19 protein-coding genes, 8 tRNA genes and 1 other RNA gene are annotated in these 25,412 nt (G+C 34.9%); 5 read left to right on the top strand and 23 right to left on the bottom strand.

Going from position 1 to position 25,412, the window contains the following annotated elements; genetic code table 11:
• Window positions 1-320: 320 nt before the first annotated feature.
• The 8 genes from rplL to tuf all read right to left on the bottom strand — a co-directional run bounded on the left by rplL (window position 321) and on the right by tuf (window position 4,824).
• On the bottom strand, window positions 321-686 hold the full coding sequence (gene rplL / locus ABD745_RS01005) for a 50S ribosomal protein L7/L12 (RefSeq protein ID WP_047399349.1): 366 nt from the start codon (window positions 684-686) through the stop codon (window positions 321-323).
• A 46-nt stretch (window positions 687-732) separates the two neighbouring features.
• Window positions 733-1,326: a 50S ribosomal protein L10 gene (gene rplJ / locus ABD745_RS01000; protein ID WP_344823833.1), complete on the bottom strand. Its 594-nt coding sequence runs from the start codon at window positions 1,324-1,326 to the stop codon at window positions 733-735.
• A gap of 17 nt (window positions 1,327-1,343) precedes the next feature.
• Window positions 1,344-2,036 (bottom strand): 50S ribosomal protein L1, encoded by a 693-nt coding sequence (rplA, locus tag ABD745_RS00995; RefSeq protein ID WP_062697382.1) that lies wholly within the window; start codon window positions 2,034-2,036, stop codon window positions 1,344-1,346.
• Window positions 2,037-2,047: 11 nt separating this feature from the next.
• The gene (gene rplK / locus ABD745_RS00990; protein WP_047399346.1) at window positions 2,048-2,494 is read right to left on the bottom strand and encodes a 50S ribosomal protein L11; all 447 of its coding nucleotides are present in this window, start codon (window positions 2,492-2,494) and stop codon (window positions 2,048-2,050) included.
• Window positions 2,495-2,712: 218 nt separating this feature from the next.
• The gene (gene nusG / locus ABD745_RS00985; RefSeq protein ID WP_027388021.1) at window positions 2,713-3,255 is read right to left on the bottom strand and encodes a transcription termination/antitermination protein NusG; all 543 of its coding nucleotides are present in this window, start codon (window positions 3,253-3,255) and stop codon (window positions 2,713-2,715) included.
• A 21-nt stretch (window positions 3,256-3,276) separates the two neighbouring features.
• Window positions 3,277-3,483, bottom strand: coding sequence for a preprotein translocase subunit SecE (gene secE / locus ABD745_RS00980; RefSeq protein WP_047399906.1), 207 nt, complete (start codon window positions 3,481-3,483; stop codon window positions 3,277-3,279).
• Between the two features lie 12 nt (window positions 3,484-3,495).
• Window positions 3,496-3,566, bottom strand: a tRNA-Trp gene (locus ABD745_RS00975).
• A 52-nt stretch (window positions 3,567-3,618) separates the two neighbouring features.
• Entirely contained in the window at window positions 3,619-4,824 is a 1,206-nt protein-coding gene (tuf, locus tag ABD745_RS00970; RefSeq protein WP_047399343.1) for an elongation factor Tu, read from the bottom strand.
• A 338-nt stretch (window positions 4,825-5,162) separates the two neighbouring features.
• Between tuf and ABD745_RS00965 the strand changes: the two genes are divergently transcribed.
• Window positions 5,163-6,668, top strand: a complete 1,506-nt coding sequence (locus ABD745_RS00965; protein WP_344823811.1) for a DUF4394 domain-containing protein — start codon at window positions 5,163-5,165, stop codon at window positions 6,666-6,668.
• Window positions 6,669-6,753: 85 nt separating this feature from the next.
• Here ABD745_RS00965 and ABD745_RS00960 read toward each other — a convergent pair whose 3' ends face one another.
• The 15 genes from ABD745_RS00960 to rpsU form a co-directional block, all read right to left on the bottom strand.
• The gene (locus ABD745_RS00960; protein ID WP_344823808.1) at window positions 6,754-9,852 is read right to left on the bottom strand and encodes an efflux RND transporter permease subunit; all 3,099 of its coding nucleotides are present in this window, start codon (window positions 9,850-9,852) and stop codon (window positions 6,754-6,756) included.
• Between the two features lie 196 nt (window positions 9,853-10,048).
• Complete coding sequence (locus ABD745_RS00955; protein ID WP_344823805.1) at window positions 10,049-11,134, bottom strand: efflux RND transporter periplasmic adaptor subunit; 1,086 nt, start codon at window positions 11,132-11,134, stop codon at window positions 10,049-10,051.
• A gap of 1 nt (window position 11,135) precedes the next feature.
• Window positions 11,136-12,377 (bottom strand): TolC family protein, encoded by a 1,242-nt coding sequence (locus ABD745_RS00950; RefSeq protein WP_344823802.1) that lies wholly within the window; start codon window positions 12,375-12,377, stop codon window positions 11,136-11,138.
• Window positions 12,378-12,658: 281 nt separating this feature from the next.
• Window positions 12,659-14,023 (bottom strand): ATP-binding protein, encoded by a 1,365-nt coding sequence (locus tag ABD745_RS00945; RefSeq protein WP_344823799.1) that lies wholly within the window; start codon window positions 14,021-14,023, stop codon window positions 12,659-12,661.
• Between the two features lies 1 nt (window position 14,024).
• Entirely contained in the window at window positions 14,025-14,705 is a 681-nt protein-coding gene (locus ABD745_RS00940; RefSeq protein ID WP_344823796.1) for a response regulator transcription factor, read from the bottom strand.
• Between the two features lie 305 nt (window positions 14,706-15,010).
• A tRNA-Thr gene (locus ABD745_RS00935) sits at window positions 15,011-15,082 on the bottom strand.
• 43 nt (window positions 15,083-15,125) lie between these two features.
• Window positions 15,126-15,198: transfer RNA gene (locus ABD745_RS00930), tRNA-Gly, on the bottom strand.
• Between the two features lie 88 nt (window positions 15,199-15,286).
• Window positions 15,287-15,367 (bottom strand) — tRNA-Tyr (locus ABD745_RS00925).
• Window positions 15,368-15,384: 17 nt separating this feature from the next.
• Window positions 15,385-15,458 (bottom strand) — tRNA-Thr (locus ABD745_RS00920).
• A gap of 97 nt (window positions 15,459-15,555) precedes the next feature.
• A tRNA-Gly gene (locus ABD745_RS00915) sits at window positions 15,556-15,628 on the bottom strand.
• Between the two features lie 88 nt (window positions 15,629-15,716).
• Window positions 15,717-15,797 (bottom strand) — tRNA-Tyr (locus ABD745_RS00910).
• 17 nt (window positions 15,798-15,814) lie between these two features.
• Window positions 15,815-15,888 (bottom strand) — tRNA-Thr (locus tag ABD745_RS00905).
• Between the two features lie 110 nt (window positions 15,889-15,998).
• Complete coding sequence (locus ABD745_RS00900; RefSeq protein WP_047399334.1) at window positions 15,999-16,289, bottom strand: HPF/RaiA family ribosome-associated protein; 291 nt, start codon at window positions 16,287-16,289, stop codon at window positions 15,999-16,001.
• The gene (locus ABD745_RS00895; RefSeq protein WP_344827170.1) at window positions 16,286-17,173 is read right to left on the bottom strand and encodes a tyrosine-type recombinase/integrase; all 888 of its coding nucleotides are present in this window, start codon (window positions 17,171-17,173) and stop codon (window positions 16,286-16,288) included. Before ABD745_RS00895 ends, ABD745_RS00900 begins: the two co-directional genes overlap by 4 nt.
• Before the next feature lie 81 nt (window positions 17,174-17,254).
• Window positions 17,255-17,452, bottom strand: a complete 198-nt coding sequence (gene rpsU, locus ABD745_RS00890) for a 30S ribosomal protein S21 (protein ID WP_047399333.1) — start codon at window positions 17,450-17,452, stop codon at window positions 17,255-17,257.
• Window positions 17,453-17,883: 431 nt separating this feature from the next.
• Here rpsU and ABD745_RS00885 point away from each other — a divergent pair, with 431 nt between their 5' ends.
• The 4 genes from ABD745_RS00885 to ABD745_RS00870 all read left to right on the top strand — a co-directional run bounded on the left by ABD745_RS00885 (window position 17,884) and on the right by ABD745_RS00870 (window position 25,353).
• Window positions 17,884-21,687 (top strand): T9SS type B sorting domain-containing protein, encoded by a 3,804-nt coding sequence (locus ABD745_RS00885; RefSeq protein ID WP_344823787.1) that lies wholly within the window; start codon window positions 17,884-17,886, stop codon window positions 21,685-21,687.
• Between the two features lie 135 nt (window positions 21,688-21,822).
• Window positions 21,823-22,220, top strand: a transfer-messenger RNA (tmRNA) gene (gene ssrA, locus ABD745_RS00880).
• 453 nt (window positions 22,221-22,673) lie between these two features.
• Window positions 22,674-23,945 carry a phosphoribosyltransferase-like protein gene (locus tag ABD745_RS00875; RefSeq protein ID WP_344823783.1) on the top strand — a complete coding sequence of 424 codons (1,272 nt, stop codon included), beginning with the start codon at window positions 22,674-22,676 and terminating at the stop codon, window positions 23,943-23,945.
• 190 nt (window positions 23,946-24,135) lie between these two features.
• Complete coding sequence (locus tag ABD745_RS00870; RefSeq protein ID WP_344823780.1) at window positions 24,136-25,353, top strand: reverse transcriptase family protein; 1,218 nt, start codon at window positions 24,136-24,138, stop codon at window positions 25,351-25,353.
• Window positions 25,354-25,412 lie beyond the last annotated feature (59 nt).

Raw genomic sequence — 25,412 nt, 5'->3', positions numbered from 1 at the left:
CCACAGAGCAAAGCCAAAGCATTGCCTTGAAGAAAATAATTTGTATCCAATGTGTGTCTTTTTTTCGATACAAATATAATATATTTTTATTAAAAACACATATTTGTTATTAATTTATTTGATTAAAAGCAATGTTTAACATAAAACAAACAAATTAAACAATCATAAATTAAAAATAATTTAATCATAATAAAATACAGCTTAACTAGTAATAACAATAATGAATTATCTTTAAGAAAAAAAATTACAGTATTTAAATATGTACATAAAAAAAGCCTGAGCAAATTGCTCAGGCTTCATATTTTTAGGGTAAACTAGAATTATTTCAATTCTACTTCAGCACCAGCTTCTTCTAATTGCTTCTTAAGCGCTTCAGCTTCGTCTTTAGAGATACCTTGCTTAATAGCAGCAGGAGCTCCGTCTACGATATCTTTAGCTTCTTTAAGACCAGCACCAGTTAAATCTTTTACCAATTTAACGATAGCTAATTTAGATGCACCTGCAGACTTAAGAATTACATCGAATTCAGTCTTTTCTTCAGCAGCTTCAGCACCAGGACCAGCCATTACTACTGCAGCAGCAGCAGGCTCAATTCCGTACTCATCCTTAAGGATAGTTGCTAATTCGTTTACGTCTTTTACTGTTAAGTTTACTAGCGTTTCAGCTAAATTTTTTAAATCTGACATTGTTGTAATGTTTTTTGTTGATTATGTATTTATTTTTTGAGTATAATTATTCAGCAGCTGGCGTTTCGTCAGTGCTTTCTGCAGCAGGAGCTTCTGGAGCCGCTTCAGCAGGAGTTTCTTCTACAGCAGGTGCAGCTTCTTCAGCTTTAGCCTCTACTGTTTCAGATTTGTTTTGAAGAGCAGAAACAACTCTCTGGATTGGAGACTGAAGTAATCCGATGATTTCTCCGATCATTTCTTCTCTAGACTTGATGTTAGCAAGTGCAGCTAAGTTTTCGTCACCAACATAGAACGTTTCCTGAACAAAAGCAGACTTCAATGCCGGCTTCTCTTCTTTCTTTCTGAACCCTTGGATTAATTTAGCAGGAGCGTTTGCCGTATCAGAAATCATTAATGCTGAGTTTCCTTTGAACGTTTCAAACATTTCAGAGTAATCTACTCCTTCCATTTGCTCCATTGCTTTTTGTAAAAGTGTATTTTTTACTACTTTCACTTTAATATTCTGCTTGAAAGCCTGTCTTCTGAAATCTGATGATTTCGCAGCGTTCAAACCATCTAGATCTGCTACATAAACTACTTTAGCATCCTGAAGCAAATCTTTGATCTCTTGTATTGCTACAACTTTTTGGTCTTTTGTCATTGTCTTAAGGATTATTATTAGTTAACAGATTTAGTGTCAATTGCGATACCAGGACTCATTGTAGAAGACAAATAGATGCTTTTTACATAAGTACCTTTAGCAGCAGTCGGTTTCATTTTAATCAAAGTCTGGATCAATTCCTGAGCATTTTCCTTGATTTTAGCAGCATCGAAAGATACTTTACCAATACCAGCGTGGATAATACCGTACTTGTCTACTTTGAAATCAATTTTACCAGCTTTTACTTCAGTTACTGCTTTACCAATTTCCATAGTTACAGTACCTGATTTAGGGTTAGGCATTAAACCTCTTGGTCCTAAAACTCTACCCAAAGGTCCTAATTTACCCATAACAGCCGGCATAGTAACGATAACGTCAACATCTGTCCAACCGTCTTTTATTTTTTGTAAGTATTCGTCTAGACCTACATAATCAGCACCAGCTTCTTTAGCTTCTGCTTCTTTATCCGGAGTTACTAAAGCCAATACTTTAACATCTTTACCAGTACCATGAGGAAGAGATACAACACCTCTTACCATTTGGTTTGCTTTTCTCGGATCTACACCCAATCTTACAGCAATATCTACAGAAGCATCAAACTTTGCAGTGTTCACTTCTTTTACAAGAGCTGAACCTTCTTCAAGGTTATAGATTCTTCCTTTTTCTACTTTGCTTAAAGCTTCCTTTTGCTTTTTAGTCAATTTTGCCATTTCTATTAGTTTTAAGCGTTAAAAGTTGGTTTAGTTCCTGTTACTCTTAATCCCATAGATCTAGCAGTACCTGCAACCATAGAAACTGCAGAATCCATTGTAAAGCAGTTAAGGTCAGTCATTTTATCTTCAGCGATTTTCTTCACCTGATCCCAAGATACAGCACCTACTTTGTTTCTGTTTGGTTCTCCAGAACCACCCTTGATTTTAGCCGCATCCATTAACTGGATTGCTGCAGGAGGAGTTTTAATAACGAATTCAAAAGATTTGTCTTCGTATACTGTAATTACTACAGGTAAAACTTGTCCTGGCTTATCTTGAGTTCTTCCGTTAAATTGCTTACAAAACTCCATGATGTTCACACCTGCAGAACCTAATGCCGGACCTACTGGTGGAGAAGGGTTAGCTGCGCCACCTTTCACCTGAAGCTTTACCATTTTAAAGACTTTCTTAGCCATTGTTTGTTTTTTAAATTTGAATAATTAATGAGTTTGGAAGCATTTATTATTCAGTAGGTTACCGCACTCACATAAAGTAAGCCTACTTTTCGGATTGCAAAATTATGAATTATTTTTGAAATAGCAAATTGATACTCCGTATTTTTCATAATTTTTTCATATAAAATAAAAAACCACTCATTTTGCAATAAGTGGTCTTATACTATTTTTAGTATTTATTATACTTTTTCTACCTGCATGTAGCTAAGCTCCATCGGAGTTTTTCTACCGAAGATAAGAACAGAAACTTCAATTTTCTTTTTATCTTCAAGAATTTTTTCGACTGTTCCGTTGAATCCGTTAAATGGTCCGTCGATTACTTTAACGTTTTCTCCCACTATGTAAGGAATTTCAACATCGCTTGCAAATTCTGATAATTCATCCATTCTACCAAGCATTCTGTTCACTTCTGATTTTCTCATTGGAACAGGATCTCCTCCTTTTGTTAAACTTAAGAAAGAAATAACTCCGGGAATATTCTTAATAGCATGAGGAATTTCCCCCATCAGATCAGCTTCAATCATTAAGTATCCAGGATAGTAAGGTCTCTCTTTAGGAACTTTTTTACCGTTTCTAATCTGAATAACCTTTTCCATAGGAATAACCACTTGAGTAACGTACTGCTCAAACCCTAAACGTTTGATTTCTGTCTCAATATAGTTTTTCACTTTATTTTCCTGTCCGCTGATAGCTTTCAGCACATACCATTTCAATTCGCTCATTATGGGAAAATACTTTTATTATTAATTGAACAAGTTGATTAGCATTCCTATTATGTTGCTGACTGCTTTAGAAAACAATTCGTCAACACCAAACGTAAATAATGCCAGAATAACTGTTGCAATAGTAACTACAATTGTAGAAGATTGCAGATCAGACCATTTTGGCCATTCAACTTTATGTCTGAATTCGTTATAAGAACCTTTTAAAAAATTGATTAATGAACTCATAATTGTATTTTGCACGGGCACAAGGATTCGAACCCTGATCAACGGTGTTGGAGACCGGTATCCTACCATTGGACGATGCCCGTAGATTAAAAGTTCCGTAAGTTTCCTTACGGAACTTTAATTATATTAAGATGATTAGTCTAAGATTTCAGTAACCTGACCAGCTCCAACTGTTCTACCTCCTTCTCTGATCGCGAATCTAAGTCCGTCGTTAAGAGCGATTGGCTGTAACAATTCTACTGTAATAGTTAAGTTATCACCAGGCATTACCATTTCTACACCTTCTGGTAAGAAGATCTCACCTGTAACGTCAGTAGTTCTTACATAGAACTGAGGACGGTATTTGTTGTGGAATGGAGTGTGACGTCCACCTTCTTCTTTAGAAAGGATATAAACCTCAGCTTTGAATTTTTTGTGTGGTTTAACAGAATCTTTCTTAGCGATAACCATACCTCTCTTGATGTCAGTTTTTTCAATACCTCTCAACAATAGACCTACGTTATCTCCAGCTTCACCTCTGTCTAGGATTTTTCTGAACATCTCAACTCCTGTAATAGTAGAAGTTAATTTTTCATCACCCATACCAACGATATCAACAGGATCACCTGTATTGATAACACCAGCTTCAATTCTACCTGTTGCTACAGTACCTCTACCTGTAATAGAGAATACATCTTCGATAGGCATCAAGAATGGCTTATCCTGATCTCTTACTGGAAGTTCAATCCAAGTATCAACAGCATCCATTAATGTTTCAACACTTTTGAACCATTTGTCATCAGAGTTACCATTTGTAGCTGCAGTAAGAGCTCCAAGTGCAGAACCTGCGATTACCGGAGAGTTATCTCCATCGTACTCGTAAGTAGACAATAGATCTCTAAGTTCCATTTCAACAAGCTCTAATAATTCCTCATCATCTACCATGTCAACTTTGTTCATGAAAACAACGATTCTAGGTACATTTACCTGACGACAAAGCAAGATGTGCTCTCTTGTCTGAGGCATTGGACCGTCAGTAGCAGCACATACAACGATTGCACCGTCCATCTGAGCAGCACCCGTTACCATGTTCTTTACATAATCCGCGTGACCTGGACAGTCAACGTGAGCATAGTGTCTATTTTCAGTTTCGTACTCAATGTGAGCAGTATTGATAGTGATACCTCTTTCTTTTTCTTCTGGAGCAGAGTCAATAGCAGAGAAATCTTTTTTCTCAGCAAGACCTTTGCTAGCCAATACAGCAGAAATCGCTGCAGTAAGTGTAGTTTTACCATGGTCAACGTGACCAATAGTACCAATGTTCAAGTGTGGTTTGTTACGATTAAACGTTTCCTTTGCCATGATTTAAATTATTTATTTATTGTTTATTCAAATTTTCGGTGTGCAAATATAATGAATTTTTAAATATCAAAGTCTTTTTATGAAAAAAAAATTCAATATTCAAATCAAATGAAGTACAAACCTTATATTTCAATGTATTGAGACTGCAAATTTACACATTTTTCTTAATTGAAAAAATCCTTATTCTATGTTTTATAAAAATAAAACCAATCCTATTAATAATCAGTACATAAAGAAATGATTATTATTTTTTATAACAAAAAAGTGCTAAAAAGTTGAACTAATAAATCTATATCTCATCTGATCTCGTATATAAAAACACAATCAAAATAAATATTATGAAAAAACTATTACACCTATCTCTCGCATTATTCGCATCTGTTATTTTATTTTCCTGTGATGATTCTGATGATATGAATATGTCAGGAAACAACAATACCGTACAAGGACCGGATCTTGTAGTTTACGGAATTACCAATGCAAATGAACTGGTAGCATTTAATGCTAAAAATCCGACGATGTCAATCTCAAAAACCGCTGTGACAGGTATTATGGCAGGTGAAAAACTGATGAGCATTGATTTCAGACCGGCCACCGGTGAACTTTATGCCTTATCTAATGCAAGTAAATTGTATATCATTAATACAGTTAATGCATCTGCAAGAATTGTAAATTCCACAGCGTTTAGTCCTGCAATCTCCGGAACTATTGCTTCTATTGATTTCAACCCTACCGTTGACAGAATCCGTTTGGTAAGCAATACAGGGCAAAATCTTCGTTTACACCCGGAAACAGGTGCTACTGCAGCAGCAGACATCAATATTACAGGTTCAGGAACACCTATGATTACAGGAATTGCTTATACGAACAGTAAAGCCGGAGCTTCTTCTACCATTCTCTATGATATTGATATGTCTTCGGGAAAACTTTTTAAACAAGATCCTCCCAACAACGGAACACTGGTTGAAGTAGGAAGTTTGGGAACAACTTTTACAGGGCAGGCCGCTTTTGATATTAATCCTGATAACAGCGTAGCATTATTGGCTCTAAATGATAAACTTCATTTATTAGATCTCACCAACGGAAAAACAAGTATAATTGGTTCGCTTCAACATTCTGTTATTGATCTTGCCATTCCGACTGAAGCCGTTGCTTATGCTGTGGATAATTCAAATACTCTTCAAATATTCAATCCTAACAGTCCGATGCCTGTTTCAAAAACGATCGCAGGATTGCAGAGTGGTGAAAATATTTTAGGAATTGATTTCCGCCCTTTAAACGGACAATTATACGCTTTAGGAAGCTCAAGCAGGATTTATACGATTAATTTAGGAACCGGAGCAGCAACACAAGTGGGAAGCTCACCGTTCTCAACATTATTATTGGGAACAGATTTTGGTTTTGATTTTAATCCAAGCGTCGACAAAATAAGAGTTGTAAGCAACACCGGACAAAATCTTCGTTTAGACCCTGTTACCGGCGGGATTACAGCGGTTGACACTACAATTAATCCTGCAGGAGCAATGATAAGCGCTGCAGCTTATACCAATAACTTTGCAGGAACAACCGCTACTACTCTATTTGTTATCGATCATAATACTGATAAATTATATCAGCAAAATCCGCCTAATAACGGAACTTTAGTAGAAACTGGTTCTTTAGGAATTAATATTACCAATGCCAATGGTTTTGATATCGGAAGCATGAGCCAGAAAGCATATTTAATGGCTTCGGTAGGTTCGGCTACAAAAATTTATACTATCAATACTACAACAGGAGCTGCAACTTCAGTTGCAGATTATCCAAATACTGTAAAAGCTTTTGCAGTGGGATTAGGGTTTTAAACTCATATATTTTTATTTCAATAATGGTGAAGCGCGGAAAACAAAGTTTTCCGCGCTTCGATTAATATAATAATTGAAAGAATAGTTAAATCTGCTGTGATTTTTTGGTTCTGTTGAATATCCAGAAAATGATTGGAAAAATTAATAATGTTAAAACTGTCGCCGTAATCAATCCTCCAATGATCACGATTGCCAAAGGTTTTTGAGATTCTGAACCGATACCAGTTGACAATGCAGCAGGCATTAATCCTATTGAAGCCATTAAAGCTGTCATGATTACAGGTCTGGTTCTTGATTTTACACCTTGCAATATGGATTCATCTAAATTTAATCCGTTTTTGACATTCTGATGGAATTCCGTGATGAGAATCACTCCATTCTGAATACAGATTCCAAGCAATGCGATCATTCCCACTCCTGCAGAAATTCCAAAATTGATTCCCGTTACATGTAAAGCGATAATTCCGCCAATTAACGCAAAAGGCACATTCGCCAAAACCAAAAGAGAATCTTTCATGTTTCCGAAAAGAATAAATAAAAGAAAGAAAATCCCTAAAATACTGATCGGCACAACCTGAGTCAATCGTTTTGAAGCCCGTTGCTGATTTTCAAACTGACCAGTCCAACCCACAGAATAACCATCCGGAAGATCAATTTTAGCGACCTCTTTTTGAGCATCTGCAATCGTACTTCCCAAATCCCGATCTCGAATTGAGAATTTTACCCCAATATATCTTTTAATATCATCTCTATAAATAAACGCTGCACCATTATCTTTTTCGATAGTACTGATTTCTTTTAACGGAATTTTTGCTCCGTCTTGCGTTGGAACCATTAACGCTGCGATATCATTTTCATCTTTTCTGTACTCCTGAGAATAGCGGAGACGAATCGGGAATTTTCTTTCACCGTCAAACATTTCTGAAGCTGTCTTTCCTCCAAAAGCCATTTCCAAAACCGCCTGTGCATCTGCAGGCATGACTCCGTAAGCTGCCATTTTATCTCTGTCAAGAACAACACTTACTTCCGGCTGACCAATATTTTTAATGATTCCGGGATCTTTTACCCCATCTACATTTTTAATTTGTTTTAAAACTTCCTCGGCTAATTTATCCAGCGTTTCAAGATTGTCACCATAGATTTTAATACCGTTTTCAGCTTTAAAACCAGCCACTGCTTCCGCAACGTTATCAGAAATCGGCTGAGAATAATTGAACGTAATTCCCTGATATGTTCTCAGCTTTTTATCAATTTCCTCAATTAATTCTTCGTAAGTAATCTTTCGTTTCCAATCTGCTTTTGGCTTAAGATTTACAGCAAACTGTACAAATCCAAATCCGTTCGGGTCAGTTCCGTCGTTGCTTCTCCCTGTCTGTGCGAGAACATCCGTCACTTCCGAGAAGCTCATAATGTCTTTCTTTAAAAGATCAGCAGTTTTTAATGATTCTTTTAATGATGAACTCATCGGCATTTCTGCGGTGATCCAAAGTGATCCTTCATTTAACTGCGGTAAAAATTCTGTTCCTAAAAACTTTCCTGAGAATAATGTAACTGCCAAGAATGAAATGGCAACAATTAAACTCATTTTTTTATGTCTAAAAGTATAGTTGAAGCCTTTTAATACAATTCTATCCCAAAAATTAACAAAAGGATTATTTTTTTCCTTCACATTTTTATTTAAAAGGATATGTGAAAGGACAGGAACCAATGTCAAGGTGAAAATCAAAGCACCCATTAATGCAAAACCTAATGTAAATGCCAATGGTGAAAACATTTTCCCCTCCACTTTCTGGAATGAAAAAATCGGGATTAATGAAGTGATGATGATTAATTTTGAAAAGAAAATAGCTTTTCCCAAACCGGTTCCTGTTTGCTTGATCCAACCTCCTTTTGCCATTTTATTGAACTTCTCATCGCCGTATTTATGTGCTTTGTGGTCGAGCATTACAAAAAGTCCTTCGACCATGACGACGGCTCCGTCGATGATGATTCCGAAATCGACCGCTCCGAGTGAGAGTAAATTTGCACTCATTCCTGCCATTTTTAAACATAAGAAAGCAAATAATAAGGATAACGGAATAATAATAGACACGATTAATGTCGTTCTCCAGTCTGCCATGAAAATCAAAACGATTACTGTTACCAGAATAATTCCTTCCAGTAAATTGTGCATCACGGTTTCAGTTGTGAAATCCATCAGATTATCGCGGTCGTAGAAAGTCACCATTTTCACATCTTTCGGAAGGATCTTTTCATTGAGTTCTTTAATTTTAGCTTTTACTCCAACCAAAACTTCACGCGGGTTTTCGCCTTTTCTCATTACAACAATCCCTTCCACCGTATCTTCCTGATTATTCAAGCCAGCCTGTCCTACTCTAGGCATCGAACTTTCGTGAACATCGGCAACATTTTTAACCAAAACAGGATTTCCGTTATCATTTTCGATGGTAATATTGCCAATATCTGCGACAGATTTTACCAAGCCAATCCCCCGAACAACATAAGCCTGTCCGTTTTTTTCGATAACGTCACCGCCGACATTTAAGTTACTCTTCGTTACAGCATCATAAACCTGAAGCGGGGTCAGATTATATTTATCCAAAGCTCTCGGATCGATACTTAATTCAAAAACTTTGTCCTGACCTCCGAAAACATTGATGTCCGCAACTCCGGGAACGCCTCTTAAAGCTCTGTCGATCACCCAGTTTTGCAAGGTTAATAATTCTCGGGAATCTTTCTTTTTACTCTGTAAAGTATATCTGAAAATCTCTCCGGTCGGTCCGTAAGGCGGCTGAACTTCGGGATCAACTTCATCCGGAAGACTGACTGTTCGCAATTGATTATTCACCTGATTTCTGGCAAAAGTATCGTCTACTCCATCGTCAAAAAGAATTTTAACAATGGAAAGTCCGAACATCGTGGTACTTCTCACGCTGGTTTTCTTCTGAACCGGACTCATCGCCAATTCGATGGGAGTGGTTACAAAACGTTCTACTTCTTCCGCACTTCGCCCATTCCATTGGGTTATGATGACAATTTGGGTATTGGTAACATCCGGAAAAGCTTCGATAGGCATATTTTTGAAACTTATAAATCCCGCGACCGCCAAAACAGCCACCCAAATAAAGGTAAATGCTTTATTTTTTAACGAAAAAGCAATTATATTTTTAATGAATTTATTCATGATAATTTTTTGATGATGATTTTCTGATAATTAAATTTTCGATTGTCATCCCTGAGCTCAAAGCAGCGAAGAGTCATTATGAACAAGGCTTCGAGAACCTCAGCCTGACAACACCGTTTAAAACAATCCAATTTGAAAGAAATAATCTTTACATTTTTAAAAGCTTAATCAAATCTTAATGGTTTAAAATAAAAATTTAACTATTCAAAGAGCGATAAATCAACAATTGATTATTCGTGATGATCTGCTCTCCTTCAGACAAGCCTTCGGAAACGTAAGTAATATCACCGACCTGTTTCAACACTTTTATTTCTTTAACCTTTACATCGGTTCTGGATTTGTAGATCACCACAAAACTTCTGTTATCATCAAAAATAACGGCTTTGGAAGGAATCGTTAAAGCCATATTATTTTCCGAGCTTGTAACTTTTATCGTTGCTTTACTGTCAGGAATCAACAATCCGTTCTTATTATCCAAAACAACTCTTGCCTGCATTGCATTTGTTTCAGGATCAATTATTTTAAAAATCTTGTCAATTTTTCCGTCAAAAACTTTGTCTGGATAAGACAATGTGGAAACCTGAGCTTTCATTCCCAGATTTATTTTATCAATATCAGATTCGTTGACATTCATGATTGCCCAAACATTGGTTGTATTGGCAACATCAAAAATATTCTCGCTTCTGTCGTTTCTCAGTTGCATATCTTTATTGATGTTTTTCTGAACGATGTATCCACTGATCGGAGCCACAACACTGTAGATATTTCCCTTCTTCACATTATAAACCGTACTCACCGCACCTGCTCTCTGCATTTGATCCTGCGCTTTCTGCAACTGGCTTTTGGCTTCCAGAACATCTCTTTCGGTATTCAGTTTTCCTTCGTACATTTCTTTTGCAACGCGAAGATTGTTTTGGGCAACAACCAAATCCGTTTTCGCATCACTTACATCTTTCTGAACTTCCGCCAACTCCGTACTTCTGATGGTAGCTAAAACCTGCCCTTTCGTCACATGATCTCCTAACTCTACATTTACGCTCAAAACATTCCCTCCGACTAGCGGATAAACATCAATATAGCTGTTTTTATCTGCCGAAATCTTTCCGTAAAAATTATAATCGTCTTCTATATTTTTTTTCTCAACTCTCGCCAAAGAAATAGACTGCAGCATTGTATTGCTAAGCTCAAAGCCTTTTTTCGCCTGTGGTTTTACCTCTTCCTCTTTTTTTGAGCAAGACAAAACTGACAAAGCCACCATTATCAGGATTATATAATTTTTCATATTAATAGAAGATTTTCGTTTGTATTAGTTGATTCAATTGTTCTGCCGACTGCATTATTCCGTTTTTCATATCATAAATCTGGAGAGCGGTTTCTCTGTAGCTGTCCATAAAGTCTGCAAATTCAATAAGACTGATGTTTCCTTTTCTGAAATTATTCAGCATTCCATTGTAGACCAAATCCATATTATTAAGATCTGTAGATTTTATTTCGGCTAATTGATCATATTGTGTTTTCCAGGTTTTGTATGCAGATTCAACTTTTGTTTCCAAATTTAATTTCTGGAATTCTGCATTTTTCTGATTTTGTTGAATCGCAAAATTGGCTTTTTCAGCATTTCCTTTATTTGATTTCCATAAAGGCAACGGAATTCCAAATATCAGATTGGCTTCATTTTTAAAAGTTCCTCCGTTTTGATCCCATCCGACACCAACATTTACATCAGGAACGTTCAGAGATTTTTGCCATTGAGCATACAACTTACTGTTGTCTATTAATTTTAAATTATATTGATAATCGGAATTATTTTCCAGTGCTTTTTTCTTGAGTTCGGTTTCGTCACCGAAAGGCTGAGAAGCCAGAATTTCTTTTGCTTCCGAATCTGAAAGCTGTGGGTTAATATCATCTGTAATTCCTGTAAGAACTTTTAAATTCTGTTCAAATTCCAGCATGTTTTTATTAATTCCGAGTTTGTCATTATTTAATTGAATAACGATACTCTGTAATCTCACTTCATCTTTTAAAGAAACATTTCCTTTTGCCGACTGTATTTTATATGCAGCCAAAAGATCATTCATATAACCCAATTGCTTATTGGTATTATCGAGCTTTAATCTTTCATAATAAAGGTTGAAATACGTTGTACGAAGCTGCGTCTTCAGATCCACCAGAAGTTGAGAAAACTGAAGCTGAGCCAGTTCTTTATTCGATTTTGCAAAAGCAATTTCGTTTTTCTTTTTACCACCCATATAAATTAATTGGGTAATTTCTGCTCCTTTTGCGTGACCTACGTCGAAAACTTTTCTGTCTTCAGGATTGTACGCATTGATTTGTCCGCTCAGTTGCGGAAGTTCCCAGATTTTAGCCTGCAAAATATCTGCATCAGCCATGTTGATGTTGTACTGTTCGGCGAGCAGTTGTAAATTGTTCTTCTGGAAGGCTTCTTCGCAATCCAAAAGCGACATTTGCTGTTGTGCCGTCACGAATGAGGAAATGACGACGAGCAGCCCTGCAAATTTGTTCATTTTATTGATTTTATGATACAAAAATGCCTTTCTGCTATTAAAATGCTCTTAAAGAATCCTTAAAAAAAAATTAAATTTAGTTTGGGATTACTTATAATAGGTTGATTTAATGAAACTTCGGTTAAAATACAAGTTAATATAAGCCTAGTTTATTTAAGTTTCCGACAGCGTTGTCAGACTGACTCACGAAGCCTTGTTCATAAAGACCCTTCGACTGTTTCGCACTCAGGGTGATATAGCAAATACAGATGTTTTGAAAGCTTATAAGTTTTAATGAAAATTTATTTATTAAAAACCACACTGAATTTATTTAATAAATCTGCCGGAGAGGAATAAACAATTTCGGCACCATGATATTCTAGAATTCTTTTAACAATTCTTAAACCAAGACCGGAACCGGAAATATTCTGAGAATTATTCCCTCGCATGAATGCTTCAAATAATTTTAACTGCTCTTCTTTGGGAATTGTATTTCCGTGAGAAATTACCTCAACGATGAGATTTTGGTTTGTTTCTTTAATTAAAACATCCACTTCCGTATCGTCAGAATACACTGCTGCGTTTTTGAACAAATTAATAAAAACAATATCCAGTAAAGACTGAACTCCTTTTATCGTTAACAAAGCATCTTCAGAAGTATCTTCAGAAATCAGGAAATCCATTTTAAGTTTCGGATAACTTTTTTCCACTGCTTCGAAAGACTCAAAAATAACTTCATCAATCCTTACTTCTTCGTAAATACTCTGAATATTTTCTTTGTCGAATTTCGTTAATAACAATAGAGAATTCGTAAGATCAGATAGTTGATAAACATCTCTCTGAATCTGTTTTAAAGAAGATAAAGTTTCCGGAGAATGCTGCTCAAGCTTGATTAAATTTTCCAACTGAAAAGCCATTCTGGTAATCGGTGTCCGGATTTCGTGTGAAGCACTTGCCGTGAAGTCTTTTTGCGACTGAAAAACATCATCCAATCTCGTAATCATTGTGTTGAAAGATCGTGCAAGAACATTGATTTCGTCGTTGGATTCTCTTACCGGAATCTGTGTTGTTAATTTGTGTGCTGTAACTTCTGAAATTTCCTGATTCAAATCTTCCAAAGGCTTCAGGAACTGTCCCATAAAATAATAACTAAAAAAACCGATAAGCAACGTGCTCATCACATAAGCCGTTATTAAAAGGTACTTCAGGTAAGCCAGCTTTGAATTTCCGTTGGTATCCAAAGCACTTGTAAGAATATAGTAGTTTTCGCCGTTGATGGTTTTGAGAGCTGCGTAAATTTCAGGCACTGTTTTTTCGGAATAGACGATTTTCTTTTCGTCGAGTTCTTTTAATAAGGTGCTGTCCCAGGTTACATTTCGATCTTTGATGGTGCTGTAGATGAGCTCTTTTTCATTATTAAAAATTAAGATCGTTTCATTTAAAAGAATATTATCCGAATTTTCATTAAAAAAAACAGGCGCTTCTTCTTCAAAATCTTTTGACTTCGCAATAAAATGGGACGTAAACTCCAATCTCTGTCTGAATCTTTCTTTGAATTCCTCTTTCCTGAAATCATTAAAAGACATATAAATCACCGCCATCACAATACCAAAAAGCAATGAAAAGGCAATACTGAGATTAAGTGCTATCTTTCGTTTTAAAGACATTCTATAACGGACTTAAGTAATACCCAAAACCTGAACGTGTATGAATAAGCTTTACTTTAAAATCTTTATCAATTTTCTTTCTTAAAAAATTAATGTAAACTTCGACAGTATTTGTATTTGTATTAAAATTATGCTCCCAGACATGTTCTGTAATCTGTTGTTTTGAAACCGTTCTTCCCTGTGCTTCTGCCAAATAAACCAATAACTGGAATTCTTTTAAGGTAAGACCGATTTCGTTTCCTCCACGATACACTTTCTGCTCGGTTTTATTAACAATTAAATCATCAATTCTCAGAATATCCTGATCAGTTGCATCAGAAGGTGCTTTTCTTCTTAACAGTGAATTGACACGCAACAATAATTCTTCAAACTGAAAAGGCTTCACCAAATAATCATCTGCTAATCTTGTAAAAGCATCTTTTTTGTCAGAAAGATCTCCATATGCAGAAATGATGATAATTGGTGTATTTTTATCGAAAGAACGGATGGTCTGACAAACATCCAGTCCGTTTATCTTCGGAACATTGATATCCAGCAGATACAAATCATAAGTACTGTTCTTTATCTGGCGCAAAAACGTTTCCCCGTCATAAATTTTATCACAGGTAAAATTATTTGATTCCAGAAACTTACACAGTTCCGCAGAAAGAATAAGGTCGTCTTCCAATAAAAGAATATTCATCAAAAATTATTTTATACGAATGTAACGAAAATTTTTATGATTGTAAAGGAAGAATGATAGAGTGGAGAATACTTTAATTAAATTTTAAGGTAGTTTTAAACCTCAAAAAGATTTTACTTTTTGTTTAAGTAAAAATTATCTTTGCATAAAGTTTTAAATAAAGATTCGAGAGCCTCAGCCTGACATCGGTAAATAATTTCGTTTTAAGAATTAGACATTATTAAAATCTTATAACTAAAATTTATTAAAAAAGCCTGAAATTTTATGCAAAAAAAATCCCGAATTTTCTTCGGGATAATAATGAGAGCCAACTACGGGACTTGAACCCGTGACCTCTTCCTTACCAAGGAAGCACTCTACCGCTGAGCTAAGTCGGCACTAAACAAAAAAATCACGCTAAGAATAGAGTGATTTTTGTTGAGCGGAAGACGAGGGTCGAACTCGCGACATTCAGCTTGGAAGGCTGACGCTCTACCAACTGAGCTACTTCCGCAATTTTGTTTCCAAAATCATTGGTAACGGTCTGCAAATCTAAGAAAACTTCTTGAGATCCGCAAGACTTTTTTTAAAAATATAAACTGTGGGAAGAGCAGGATTCGAACCTGCGAAGCCGAAGCAACTGAGTTACAGTCAGTCCCATTTAGCCACTCTGGAATCTTCCCGAATGTTTATATTAATGAGCCTCCAGAGGGATTCGAACCCACGACCCCGAGATTACAAATCACGTGCTCTGGCCAACTGAGCTATGGAGGCAATTTTAATATTCTGCCTGAAAGTTGTTGAGAAAATTCTACTCTATACTTTTCAGAAGTTTTTAAAAAAAAATCACGCTTTTGCAGTGTGATTATTGAGCGGAAGACGAGGGTCGAACTCGCGACATTCAGCTTGGAAGGCTGACGCTCTACCAACTGAGCTACTTCCGCAATTTTGTTTCCAAAATCATTGGTAACGGTCTGCAAATCTAAGAAAACTTCTTGAGATCCGCAAGACTTTTTTTAAAAATATAAACTGTGGGAAGAGCAGGATTCGAACCTGCGAAGCCGAAGCAACTGAGTTACAGTCAGTCCCATTTAGCCACTCTGGAATCTTCCCGAATGTTTATATTAATGAGCCTCCAGAGGGATTCGAACCCACGACCCCGAGATTACAAATCACGTGCTCTGGCCAACTGAGCTATGGAGGCATATAATTAAAAAGAATTCAAAAGAACGCTATTCCCTTTTTGCGAGTGCAAATATAGAACGGTTTTTTTGAATTCTCAAACTTTTTAATGACTTTTTTTATCTTTTTTTTCTACGCCAGTTCTTTTTTCTTGATTAATAGCTTTTTAGCAGTATCAACACACATGTCTAAACTTTCTTCAAAACTCGCAGATGTCTTTTTTACGACGATATCATCACCCGGAACCGCCAAAATAAGCTCAGCAGTTTTGTTTGCTTTATCTGCATTATTTTCCACTTTTAAAAAGATTTTACATTCCTGAATTTTGTCGTAAAAAGTATCTAATTTGCTTACTTTTTTTTCGATGTGTGATTCTAGTGGTTCGTGTGGAGTTAAACCAATTGACTGTACTGTAATCTTCATAATTCTTCTTTTTTAGACGCTCTTGGATGAGCCTGATTAAACACTTTTTTCAATTGTTCGATATTAGCATTCGTATAGACCTGAGTACTTGCAAGACTGGAATGCCCTAATATTTTCTTTACTTTGGAGATCTCCGCCCCATTATCCAAAACGTGAGTAGCAAAGCTATGCCGAAGGATGTGAGGACTTCTTTTTTCCTTTGTTGTTATAAGACTAAGGTACTTATTAACTACCACATAAACAAATTTTTCGTTGAGTTTTTTACCCTTCTTGTTTACAAAAAAATATGATTTATGCTCCGTCTCCGGTTTCCTTATTATCAGATAACTTTTAAGCAGATCCGACAAATTTTCGGATATAGGAATGTATCTTTCTTTGTTCCCCTTTCCTATTATTTTCAATTCATTTCCGCTTAAATTAACATTCTCAAAAGTCATACCACAAAGCTCAGCTTTACGAATTCCCGTCTGATACAAAACTTCCATAATACATTTCTCCAATACATCATGAACCTGATCAAAAACCTCATCATTAAGCTTTTGCATCTCTTCTTCAGACATAGGAATCTGCTTTTCGGGGTAAAATTTCAGGGAAGAAATATTTTCTGTGGGAGAAACTTTAATGTCACCAATTTTTAAAAGAAAGAGAAAAAAACTACGAAGGGAAGACAATTTCCGGTTGATACTTCTCTTTGAAATATTATTTTCGCTTAGCTCAACAATAAAATTCCGGATGACTTTTTTGTCTGCTTTGGAAACATCTTCGGAAGATTCTGTTTTAAGATAGAAATGGGAAAAATCTTCAAGATCTTTTCGGTAACTTGTAATAGTGTGAGGAGAATACCTCTTTTCGAATTGTAAATATTCTAAGAATTTGTCCAGCATCATATAATGTATAAAAACAAAAATTCACTCTTCAAATATAACTATTTAAAGAGTGAATTAGTATGTGGTTAAGAAAAATTCTTAAGCCTGTTCTTCTTTACTAAGATTTCTTTGCTTGTGAGCAGCTTTCAACCTAGCTTGTCTTAAAGTTACAGAAGGCTTAATAAACTGCTGTCTAGATCTCAATTGACGAACTGTACCCGTTTTATCAAATTTTCTTTTATATTTCTTTAATGCTCTGTCGATGGATTCACCATCTTTTACTGGAATTATTAACATATATTACATCTCATTTTGGATTGCAAAAATAGAACTTTTTTATTAAACCACAAAACTTTATTCCATAAAAATACTTCTTTTCGGATTTATTATTTTTTAGAAAAATTTTAATAAAAAGCACACTTAACAAATAATTCATACTGATTTTAGATAAATTATAAAATAAAATTCAATAAAATATATACTTTTGCATCCCTTATTTATTTAGATTTGTAAATTATTTTAAAATACTAAAAACCAACTAACTGTGAGAATACTATTTCGACCTATACCTTTACCTAAAGGATTTCCTTGCTAATAAAAGAAAAGTCTTTGATTTTCCAACTCAGCCCTTTAACTATAGAAAAAAAAATCGGCTTTACTACAAAAGATATTATCTGTGTAAAAAAATTACCCCCTTTTTCATTATGCTTAAAAAATTACTCTTTTCCTTGTTATTCATTCTTCATATTTCTGTTTTTGCGCAGGAAGACTGTGTCTCCGCGATTACAGTTTGTGGAAATTCAAGCATCAACTACACTCCGGTTGGAATTGGAAATACCAATGAAACTCTTGGAGGATGCCTTTCTTATGAAAACCATTCTGTCTGGTATAAATTTACAATCGCTACAAGCGGAACCCTTACATTCGACCTCGCTCCTACCGGACCTGTTGATTACGACTGGGCTATCTACGGACCCAACGTCACCTGCTCCAACAGAGGTACACCCGTAAGATGTAACGCTTCGGGATATTTCGCCAACACAGGAATGAACATGACCAACACCAACACGTCATCAGGAGCAGGAAATACAAATCCTTATTGTAAATATATGGATGTTCTGGCGGGTCAGACATATTATCTGTATATTGATAATTGGTCTACAACTGTTTATACATTTAATTTAACTTGGGGAGGAACCGCGACATTTGTTTCGCCTTTCACCAATTCTACTATTGCTCCAAATCCTTTTATTCCACCTGGAACTGCAGGACCAACGACAGGCTCTCCGAGAGAAATAAATATTTGTGGAAGTACTGCAAATTTCAACTTCAGTACTTTATCTGCGGGAATTTTGAACGGAAATCCTAATTTCTCCGTAGCTTATTACAGCACAGCCAATAATGCCGCAACAGGAACCAATCCTATTACTGCTCCAATTACCGTAAATACAAGTACCACTTATTATTACAACATAAGTTATCAAGATCCGAACAATCCGAATAATTCGATCAACTCCTGCAAACAGACTAATGCGATTGTTTTTAAAGATAAAAGTTTAACCGCTTCCATCACTGCTTCGGCAACAAAATTGTGTCCGAACGGAAATATTACTTTAACATCAAGTAATGCAACAGGAAATACATGGTCAACCGGAGAAACTACTCCTTCAATCACGGTGACAACTCCAGGAACTTATACTTTGACAAGCACGAATGGAATTTGTACAAGTCCACAAACTTCGGTAATTATTACCCAGGACACTGATCCCAATGTACAGATCAATGGAAACTTAACTCTGTGCGAATCTACTTCCACTACTCTTACCGCAACTTCAACAGGAACAGGAAACACTTATCTATGGTCAACGGGATCAACAGCAACTTCAATTAATGTTTCAACTCCAGGAACTTATACCGTAACGGTGAAAACTCCGGCAAACTGCCAATACACAAAATCGGTAACCGTAGTACAAGGTGTTGTTCCAGTTGTTCAAAATGCTACTTTAACAAACTGCTCTAATACAACAACTGCAACTTTTAATTTAACAACAGCCCAACCGAATATCAGTACAACTTCGGGAGTTACTTTTGATTATTATGTAAACCAAGCAGATGCTCTTGCAGGAAACACAAGTACAATCGCAACTCCGACAGCTTATCTTTCAGGAAACGCAACAATTTATGTAAGAGTAAAATCTACAACTTGTGCAAAAGTTGTTTCATTACAGCTGAATGTAACACAACTTGCATCGCCGACAATCACAAGCTCATCTCCAACAATCTGTTTCGGAGGAAATGTTATCCTTACTTCAAGCGTGGCAACAGGAAACACTTGGTCAAATGGAGCTACAACACAATCTATTACCGTAACATCCGGAGGAACTTATTCTTTAACAAACACCAATGGAATATGTACAAGCGCACCTGTTTCGGTTATTTTAACAGCCGAAAGCGATCCGAATCCTCAAATTTCAGGAAATCTGATTGTTTGCGGAGCTCCAACAACTTTAACTGCCACATCAAATGGAACAGGAAATACTTATACATGGTCAACAGGAGCTACAGGAAATACAATTTCTGTTTCAACACCGGGAACTTACACCGTAACAGTGAAAACTCCTGCGAACTGTCAGTATACAAAATCTGTGACTGTGACTCAGGGAGCTGTTCCTATTGTTCAGAATTCAAGTTTGAGTTTATGTTCAAATACAAATACGGCAACATTTAACTTACCATTATCTCAACCGAATATCAGTGCAACTTCGGGAGTGGTTTTCAGTTATTATTTAAATCAAACCGATGCTTTAGCAGAAAATACCAATACAATTCCAACTCCTGCAGCTTATACTTCAGGAAATGCCACAATTTATGTTTTAGTAAAATCAGGATCTTGCTCGAAAGTTGCAGAACTGCAATTAATTGTTAATGTAAAGCCAACTCCTACGATAACAACCTCATCGAATGTTATCTGTAATAATACTCCGGTAACTTTAACATCAAGTTCTGCAACAGGAAATACCTGGTCAAACGGTGCAACAACACAATCAATTACTGTATCAAACCCAGGAAACTATACTTTAACTTATAATAACGGAACCTGTACAAGTGATCCTGTTTCTGTTACGATCACGCAAGGTGTTGATCCAAACGTACAGATTACGGGAAATCTTAATTTCTGTCAAGGTTCTTCAACAACTTTAACTGCCACAGCCAACGGAACAGGAAACACTTTCCTTTGGTCAAACGGAGCTACAACAGCAACAACTACAGTAAATACTTCAGGAACGCATACTGTAACCGTGACAACTTTAAACGGATGCCAATATATAAAATCTGTAACGGCAACGATGGATCCTGCGATTATTGTTAACATCAATGCTCCGGGACAGATTGATTGTGCAAATTCGCAAATTACATTGAATGCAGTAGCTTCAGTTTATCAACCAGGTTCAATATTCTTATGGACTGCAACAGGCGGCGGAACTATTGTTTCGGGAGCCAATACATTAACTCCAATTGTAAATAATGCAGGAACCTATACCTTAACAATAACCAGCGCAACTCCGAATGGATGTACAAAACAAGGCTCTGTAACAGTTATTAAAAATATTACACCTCCAATCATCAGTGTTTCCGCTCCAAAGTTAAAAATCTGTAAAGGTGAATCTATTACACTGACAGCAATGGGAGCAAGTACTTATACTTGGACAGGATTGACAGGAAACGGAAATACTCAAACTGTTTCACCATCTTCAACAACGACTTATACCGTAACAGGAATTGGGACAAATGGCTGTTCAGCAACAAGCTCGGCAACAATAACAATTACTGTAGTTCCTGAAATTATTTCAACACTACATAATATTGAAATCTGTAAAGGAGACAAAGGAATTTTAGATGCCGGAACCGGACCAGGCTATTCTTACAGCTGGAATACAGGTACTACAACCCAAACTACCAGTGTAGATACGCCGGGAACTTATTCGGTGACCATCAGTAATGGAGTTTGTTCAAATATATTTACCGCAACTGTCGGATATATTGTAACACCACAAATTTCTGAAATAATCTATAACAATAATATTCTAACAATCATAGTTAAAAATAATGGAAATGTTCCTTTGGAATATTCTATTGACGGAGGAGTAACTTGGCAAGCATCAAGCACTTTCAGTGTTCTTAAAAACACGCAATATTCGATTCGAGTAAGAAACAGAGGTGCGACTTGTGATACCACTGCAGAATATTACACCTTCTTTATGGCAAATGTGATTACACCAAACAGTGACGGAAAAAATGATGTGATTGATTTCAGCGAGATCAGCAAATACGGAAATTTTGAAGGTGGTATTTTTGACAGATATGGAAAAGCTGTATTTAAACCAAGTACAAAAACACCAATTTGGGATGGAAAATATCTTGGAAGACCTTTACCTACAGAAACTTATTGGTATAAATTACAATGGGAAGACAGAATTACAAAAAAACCGGTTCAGCTTTCCGGATGGATATTATTAAAAAACAGAGATTAATTATAGAAAGTGTCAGAAAATTCTGGCACTTTTTTATTCCCAAAATACCCCGAATAGAATTAATATTAAAAAAAGCAACAAACAATGTTAATGGTATTTGAACAAAAGTACTATCTTTGCATTCACTTTATTCATGGGGTTGACTGGTTTCGACAGCAAGACCAATGGGTAAGTAAGCATGCAGAGAACCGTAGCGCGATCTCTTTAATCCCTTGCTACAAAACTTTAACTGGCAACGAAGAGTTCGCTCTTGCAGCTTAATATCGAAGTATAGTAGATCAAGCGTTTTCCCGAAGATAGTAAGGAAGCAAGATATTCCACAATCGCCCTGTTCTGCGGCGTTTGATTTTGGGATATAGGAATGCAGAAATAAGGCTTTAGAAGCTTCGGATAAAGCACGAAAATCTAGAAGATAAGCTGGAAGTTGGGCGTCTGCTCTCTGCCTCCAGTCGAAAATAAATAGTAGAATAAGCATGTAGAAATCTTATGTATTGCTTGTTTGGACGAGGGTTCGAATCCCTCCAACTCCACTTAAACCGCCTATTTTAGGCGGTTTTATTATTTTTAAAGCAACATTTAGGCAACAATTTGGTTTTTCTTCAAATTTTAGAATGTTATATTTTATCTTTTATCCAACAAATAAAAACATCTTGTAATCATTAAGCAATCCTGTTTTACACAAGATTATTATATCCAAAAACTAACAAAATCATATACACAATCAACAACCGATTATAGGTAATATCACATCAACCAGAAAGCAAAGAAAAAAGTTGAAAAATCTATTTTCAAAATGTAAATCGAAGATACCCCCATGCAGTTTTAAAAGTCATTTCCTTTTGATAATGAAGGGGGTATATTTAGTACACTGAACCTATTCTCTTGAGTTTACATATTTTTTTCAACAAGTGGTTAAGTACCTGAACATGATTTAAATAAATTTTGCTACAAATGCTTTAATTCTTATATTTACCTTTTGTCGAAATATGCCACATGATTTTGAAATAGATAAAGATCGTTTAAGAGAAATTGAGGTTTTGCTACCTCGATTAAAGCACTCTGTTTTGCCAACTAAAGTAATTAAATGGTTAGAAAATTTCAACAAAAATGAAGTCAAAAGTATGCTTGATTTACTCAGTGTCTTTGAATATATTTCATATAATGAATTTTTAGCAAGATTAGATGATTTATTTGCTGAACTATTATTAAAAATCCCCAATAAGAAAGATGAAATTTTAATATACCCCTTCGGAAAATTTGGGAAAAGCGGAATATTTGTTACTTATCCAATTGCTAAAACAAAAGCCTTTGAAAAAAGGAAACACTATATTGAGATTTCAAATGATGTTAAAAATTTAAAATTTTCCAATATTAAACATATTGTTTTTCTTGATGACTTTATAGGTACAGGTAATACTTTTATAGACTTTTATAATGAAAATTTAGATTTGCAAAACTTCATAATTGATAATAAAATAAACTCATTACATATTCTTGCTTGTATATGTATGAAAAAAGCAGAAGCTAACATAAAATCTAAACTACCTTCAATAGAAGTAATTGCTGATTTTAGAAACAAAATGTTAGTTCGTTCTGAAACACCACTACATATTTTTAATTATAGAGATTTTATAAAAATTAAATCTATTGTAGAAAAATATGGAAACAAATTTAATTATACGTTTGACAAAAAAAAGGTTGTCTATGGTTATGGTGAATCACAGTCATTTGTATCCTTCTTTCACTCCACACCTAATAACGCCTTATCCATTATTTGGAATGACAGGGATAATTGGACACCACTATATCCAAGAACTGCAATCACTAAAATGAGTGAAGCAAGAGAATTTAAAAAGGAAGTTTCTTTCTATATTAATATTTGTAATAAACTTGGAATTGATATTTCCAAGACCCTTTTGAATTTTGGAAAATATTTTATTAAATCGCAAGATGAATTAAATAATACTAAACAAGACCACTCAATAATACTCTTACTTTTTCTGAAGAATTTGAAATACGAGGATATTATAATTTGTCATATCTTGGGTTTATCTAAAAGTGAGTTAAATTTAGTATATGATGAGGCAAAAGATTATGGTTTAATAGATTATTCAAATAAAATCACTATAGAAGGCATGAATTTTATTAAAAGGCTAAAAAGCTTAGGCAAAAGAGATAAAATCAGAAGAGAGAACAATCATAACTTAGCAATTGAAGAAGTATCATATATACCAATAATGCTTAATGGAACGACATAATTTGTTAGCATAAAAAACCTTCAGGTTTTACTCGGTGCATTGTATCGAGGTTTATTAAGGTAAGTTTATGATTGTGGATAAGCAGCAATATTATTTTTGGTAATGCTGAATTTTCTCCCTCGTCATTCCTTTCCTAAAAATCCAACATTGTCAAGAATATTATTTAACATTCAAGAAAGAAGTAACAAATATGTCGTTTCCATTTAAGCAGTTCATAGAAGAAGCCAAGCTACAAGGCAAATCAGATAAATATATTGAGGAGTGTGTTTCTTACATAAATAAATTAGAATTTGGTGGTTTTCCTGTTATTTTTTCTACCGTCCATTTAGCTATATTAATGAAAATTCAATCGGATTATCTTAATTTTTTAATAGGAGAGAGAAAACCTCAGCAATGGACACCAAAAGGCATTTTAGAAAGAAGTATTCCACCTTGGAGAAATACAGAATTTAGAAACCATACGGATAACTTTCAATTCAAGATTTATAAATATAAAAAATTTGTAATAAAAAAGAAAAGAGGAGGCTACAGAGAGATTATGGCTCCAAATAGAGATTTAAAATATATTCAAAAATGGATTTTGATAAATATATTATCAAAATATAAATTAAGAGATTCATGTAAAGGCTTTAGAAGTGGAATATCAATTTATGATAATGCAAAAGTTCATGAATTTTCAGATAATATATTAAAAGTTGACTTATTAAAATTTTATGATACAATAACAGAAAAAAGAATATATGGTGTTTTTCATTCATTAGGATATGCAAAAAATTTATCTTTTTCTTTGGCAAAGATTTGTACTTTCTCTCATGAAAAAAAATTTTGGGACTCTCTAAATGCAAACGAGCAGATTCTTTTTGCAGAGCATTTAAAACTTAATCCTCCAATATTACCTCAAGGTTCTCCATGTAGTCCTATGTTAGCAAATATTGTTGCAACAAATATGGATTATCGGTTTGAAAAATTAGGCTTAAAGCTAAATTTTGAATATAGCAGATATGCAGATGATTTAACCTTTTCAATCAAAAAAGGAGGAAAGTTACCACCAATAAAGTATGTAAAAAAAATTGTTGAAGAAGAAGGTTTTTTTGTTAATGAGGATAAAATATCTTACATGAATAAAGGAGCGAAACAATATGTTACAGGACTGACAACAACTAACGGAGTCAATGTTTCTAAAAAATGGAGAAGGGAATTATCAAAACACATATATCATTGTAAAAGAGTTGGTGTAGAAAATCATTTAAATTTTAGGAAAGAACTTAAGAATGAATTTAAAAATTATTCTGTTTTGAACTATCATGATTGGCTATATGGTCACATTTGTTTTATAAATTCAATAAATAAAGAGCATAGTGAAAAATTATTATCTGATTTTAACAAAATAACGTGGTTTTTAGATTAAAATTTATATTCCTAATTCACAAAAAAAATATTTGCACCTGTAAATAAAGCTCTTTTAAT

The sequence above is a fragment of the Chryseobacterium ginsenosidimutans genome (genome assembly GCF_039536845.1).
GTDB lineage: Bacteria > Bacteroidota > Bacteroidia > Flavobacteriales > Weeksellaceae > Chryseobacterium > Chryseobacterium ginsenosidimutans_B.
This window is presented reverse-complemented; position numbering and strand designations above follow the sequence as displayed.

Coding starts and splice junctions, on each gene's coding strand:
- tuf (WP_047399343.1), bottom strand. CDS start 4,824: ATGGCAAAGGAAACGTTTAATCGTAACAAACCACACTTGAACATTGGT.
- ABD745_RS00955 (WP_344823805.1), bottom strand. CDS start 11,134: ATGAAAAATTATATAATCCTGATAATGGTGGCTTTGTCAGTTTTGTCT.
- rplA (WP_062697382.1), bottom strand. CDS start 2,036: ATGGCAAAATTGACTAAAAAGCAAAAGGAAGCTTTAAGCAAAGTAGAA.
- ABD745_RS00940 (WP_344823796.1), bottom strand. CDS start 14,705: ATGAATATTCTTTTATTGGAAGACGACCTTATTCTTTCTGCGGAACTG.
- rplJ (WP_344823833.1), bottom strand. CDS start 1,326: ATGACAAAAGACCAAAAAGTTGTAGCAATACAAGAGATCAAAGATTTG.
- ABD745_RS00895 (WP_344827170.1), bottom strand. CDS start 17,173: ATGCTGGACAAATTCTTAGAATATTTACAATTCGAAAAGAGGTATTCT.
- rpsU (WP_047399333.1), bottom strand. CDS start 17,452: ATGTTAATAATTCCAGTAAAAGATGGTGAATCCATCGACAGAGCATTA.
- ABD745_RS00870 (WP_344823780.1), top strand. CDS start 24,136: ATGTCGTTTCCATTTAAGCAGTTCATAGAAGAAGCCAAGCTACAAGGC.
- ABD745_RS00960 (WP_344823808.1), bottom strand. CDS start 9,852: ATGAATAAATTCATTAAAAATATAATTGCTTTTTCGTTAAAAAATAAA.
- ABD745_RS00900 (WP_047399334.1), bottom strand. CDS start 16,289: ATGAAGATTACAGTACAGTCAATTGGTTTAACTCCACACGAACCACTA.
- ABD745_RS00875 (WP_344823783.1), top strand. CDS start 22,674: ATGCCACATGATTTTGAAATAGATAAAGATCGTTTAAGAGAAATTGAG.
- secE (WP_047399906.1), bottom strand. CDS start 3,483: ATGAGTTCATTAATCAATTTTTTAAAAGGTTCTTATAACGAATTCAGA.
- ABD745_RS00965 (WP_344823811.1), top strand. CDS start 5,163: ATGAAAAAACTATTACACCTATCTCTCGCATTATTCGCATCTGTTATT.
- ABD745_RS00950 (WP_344823802.1), bottom strand. CDS start 12,377: ATGAACAAATTTGCAGGGCTGCTCGTCGTCATTTCCTCATTCGTGACG.
- rplL (WP_047399349.1), bottom strand. CDS start 686: ATGTCAGATTTAAAAAATTTAGCTGAAACGCTAGTAAACTTAACAGTA.
- ABD745_RS00945 (WP_344823799.1), bottom strand. CDS start 14,023: ATGTCTTTAAAACGAAAGATAGCACTTAATCTCAGTATTGCCTTTTCA.
- nusG (WP_027388021.1), bottom strand. CDS start 3,255: ATGAGCGAATTGAAATGGTATGTGCTGAAAGCTATCAGCGGACAGGAA.
- rplK (WP_047399346.1), bottom strand. CDS start 2,494: ATGGCTAAGAAAGTCTTTAAAATGGTAAAGCTTCAGGTGAAAGGTGGC.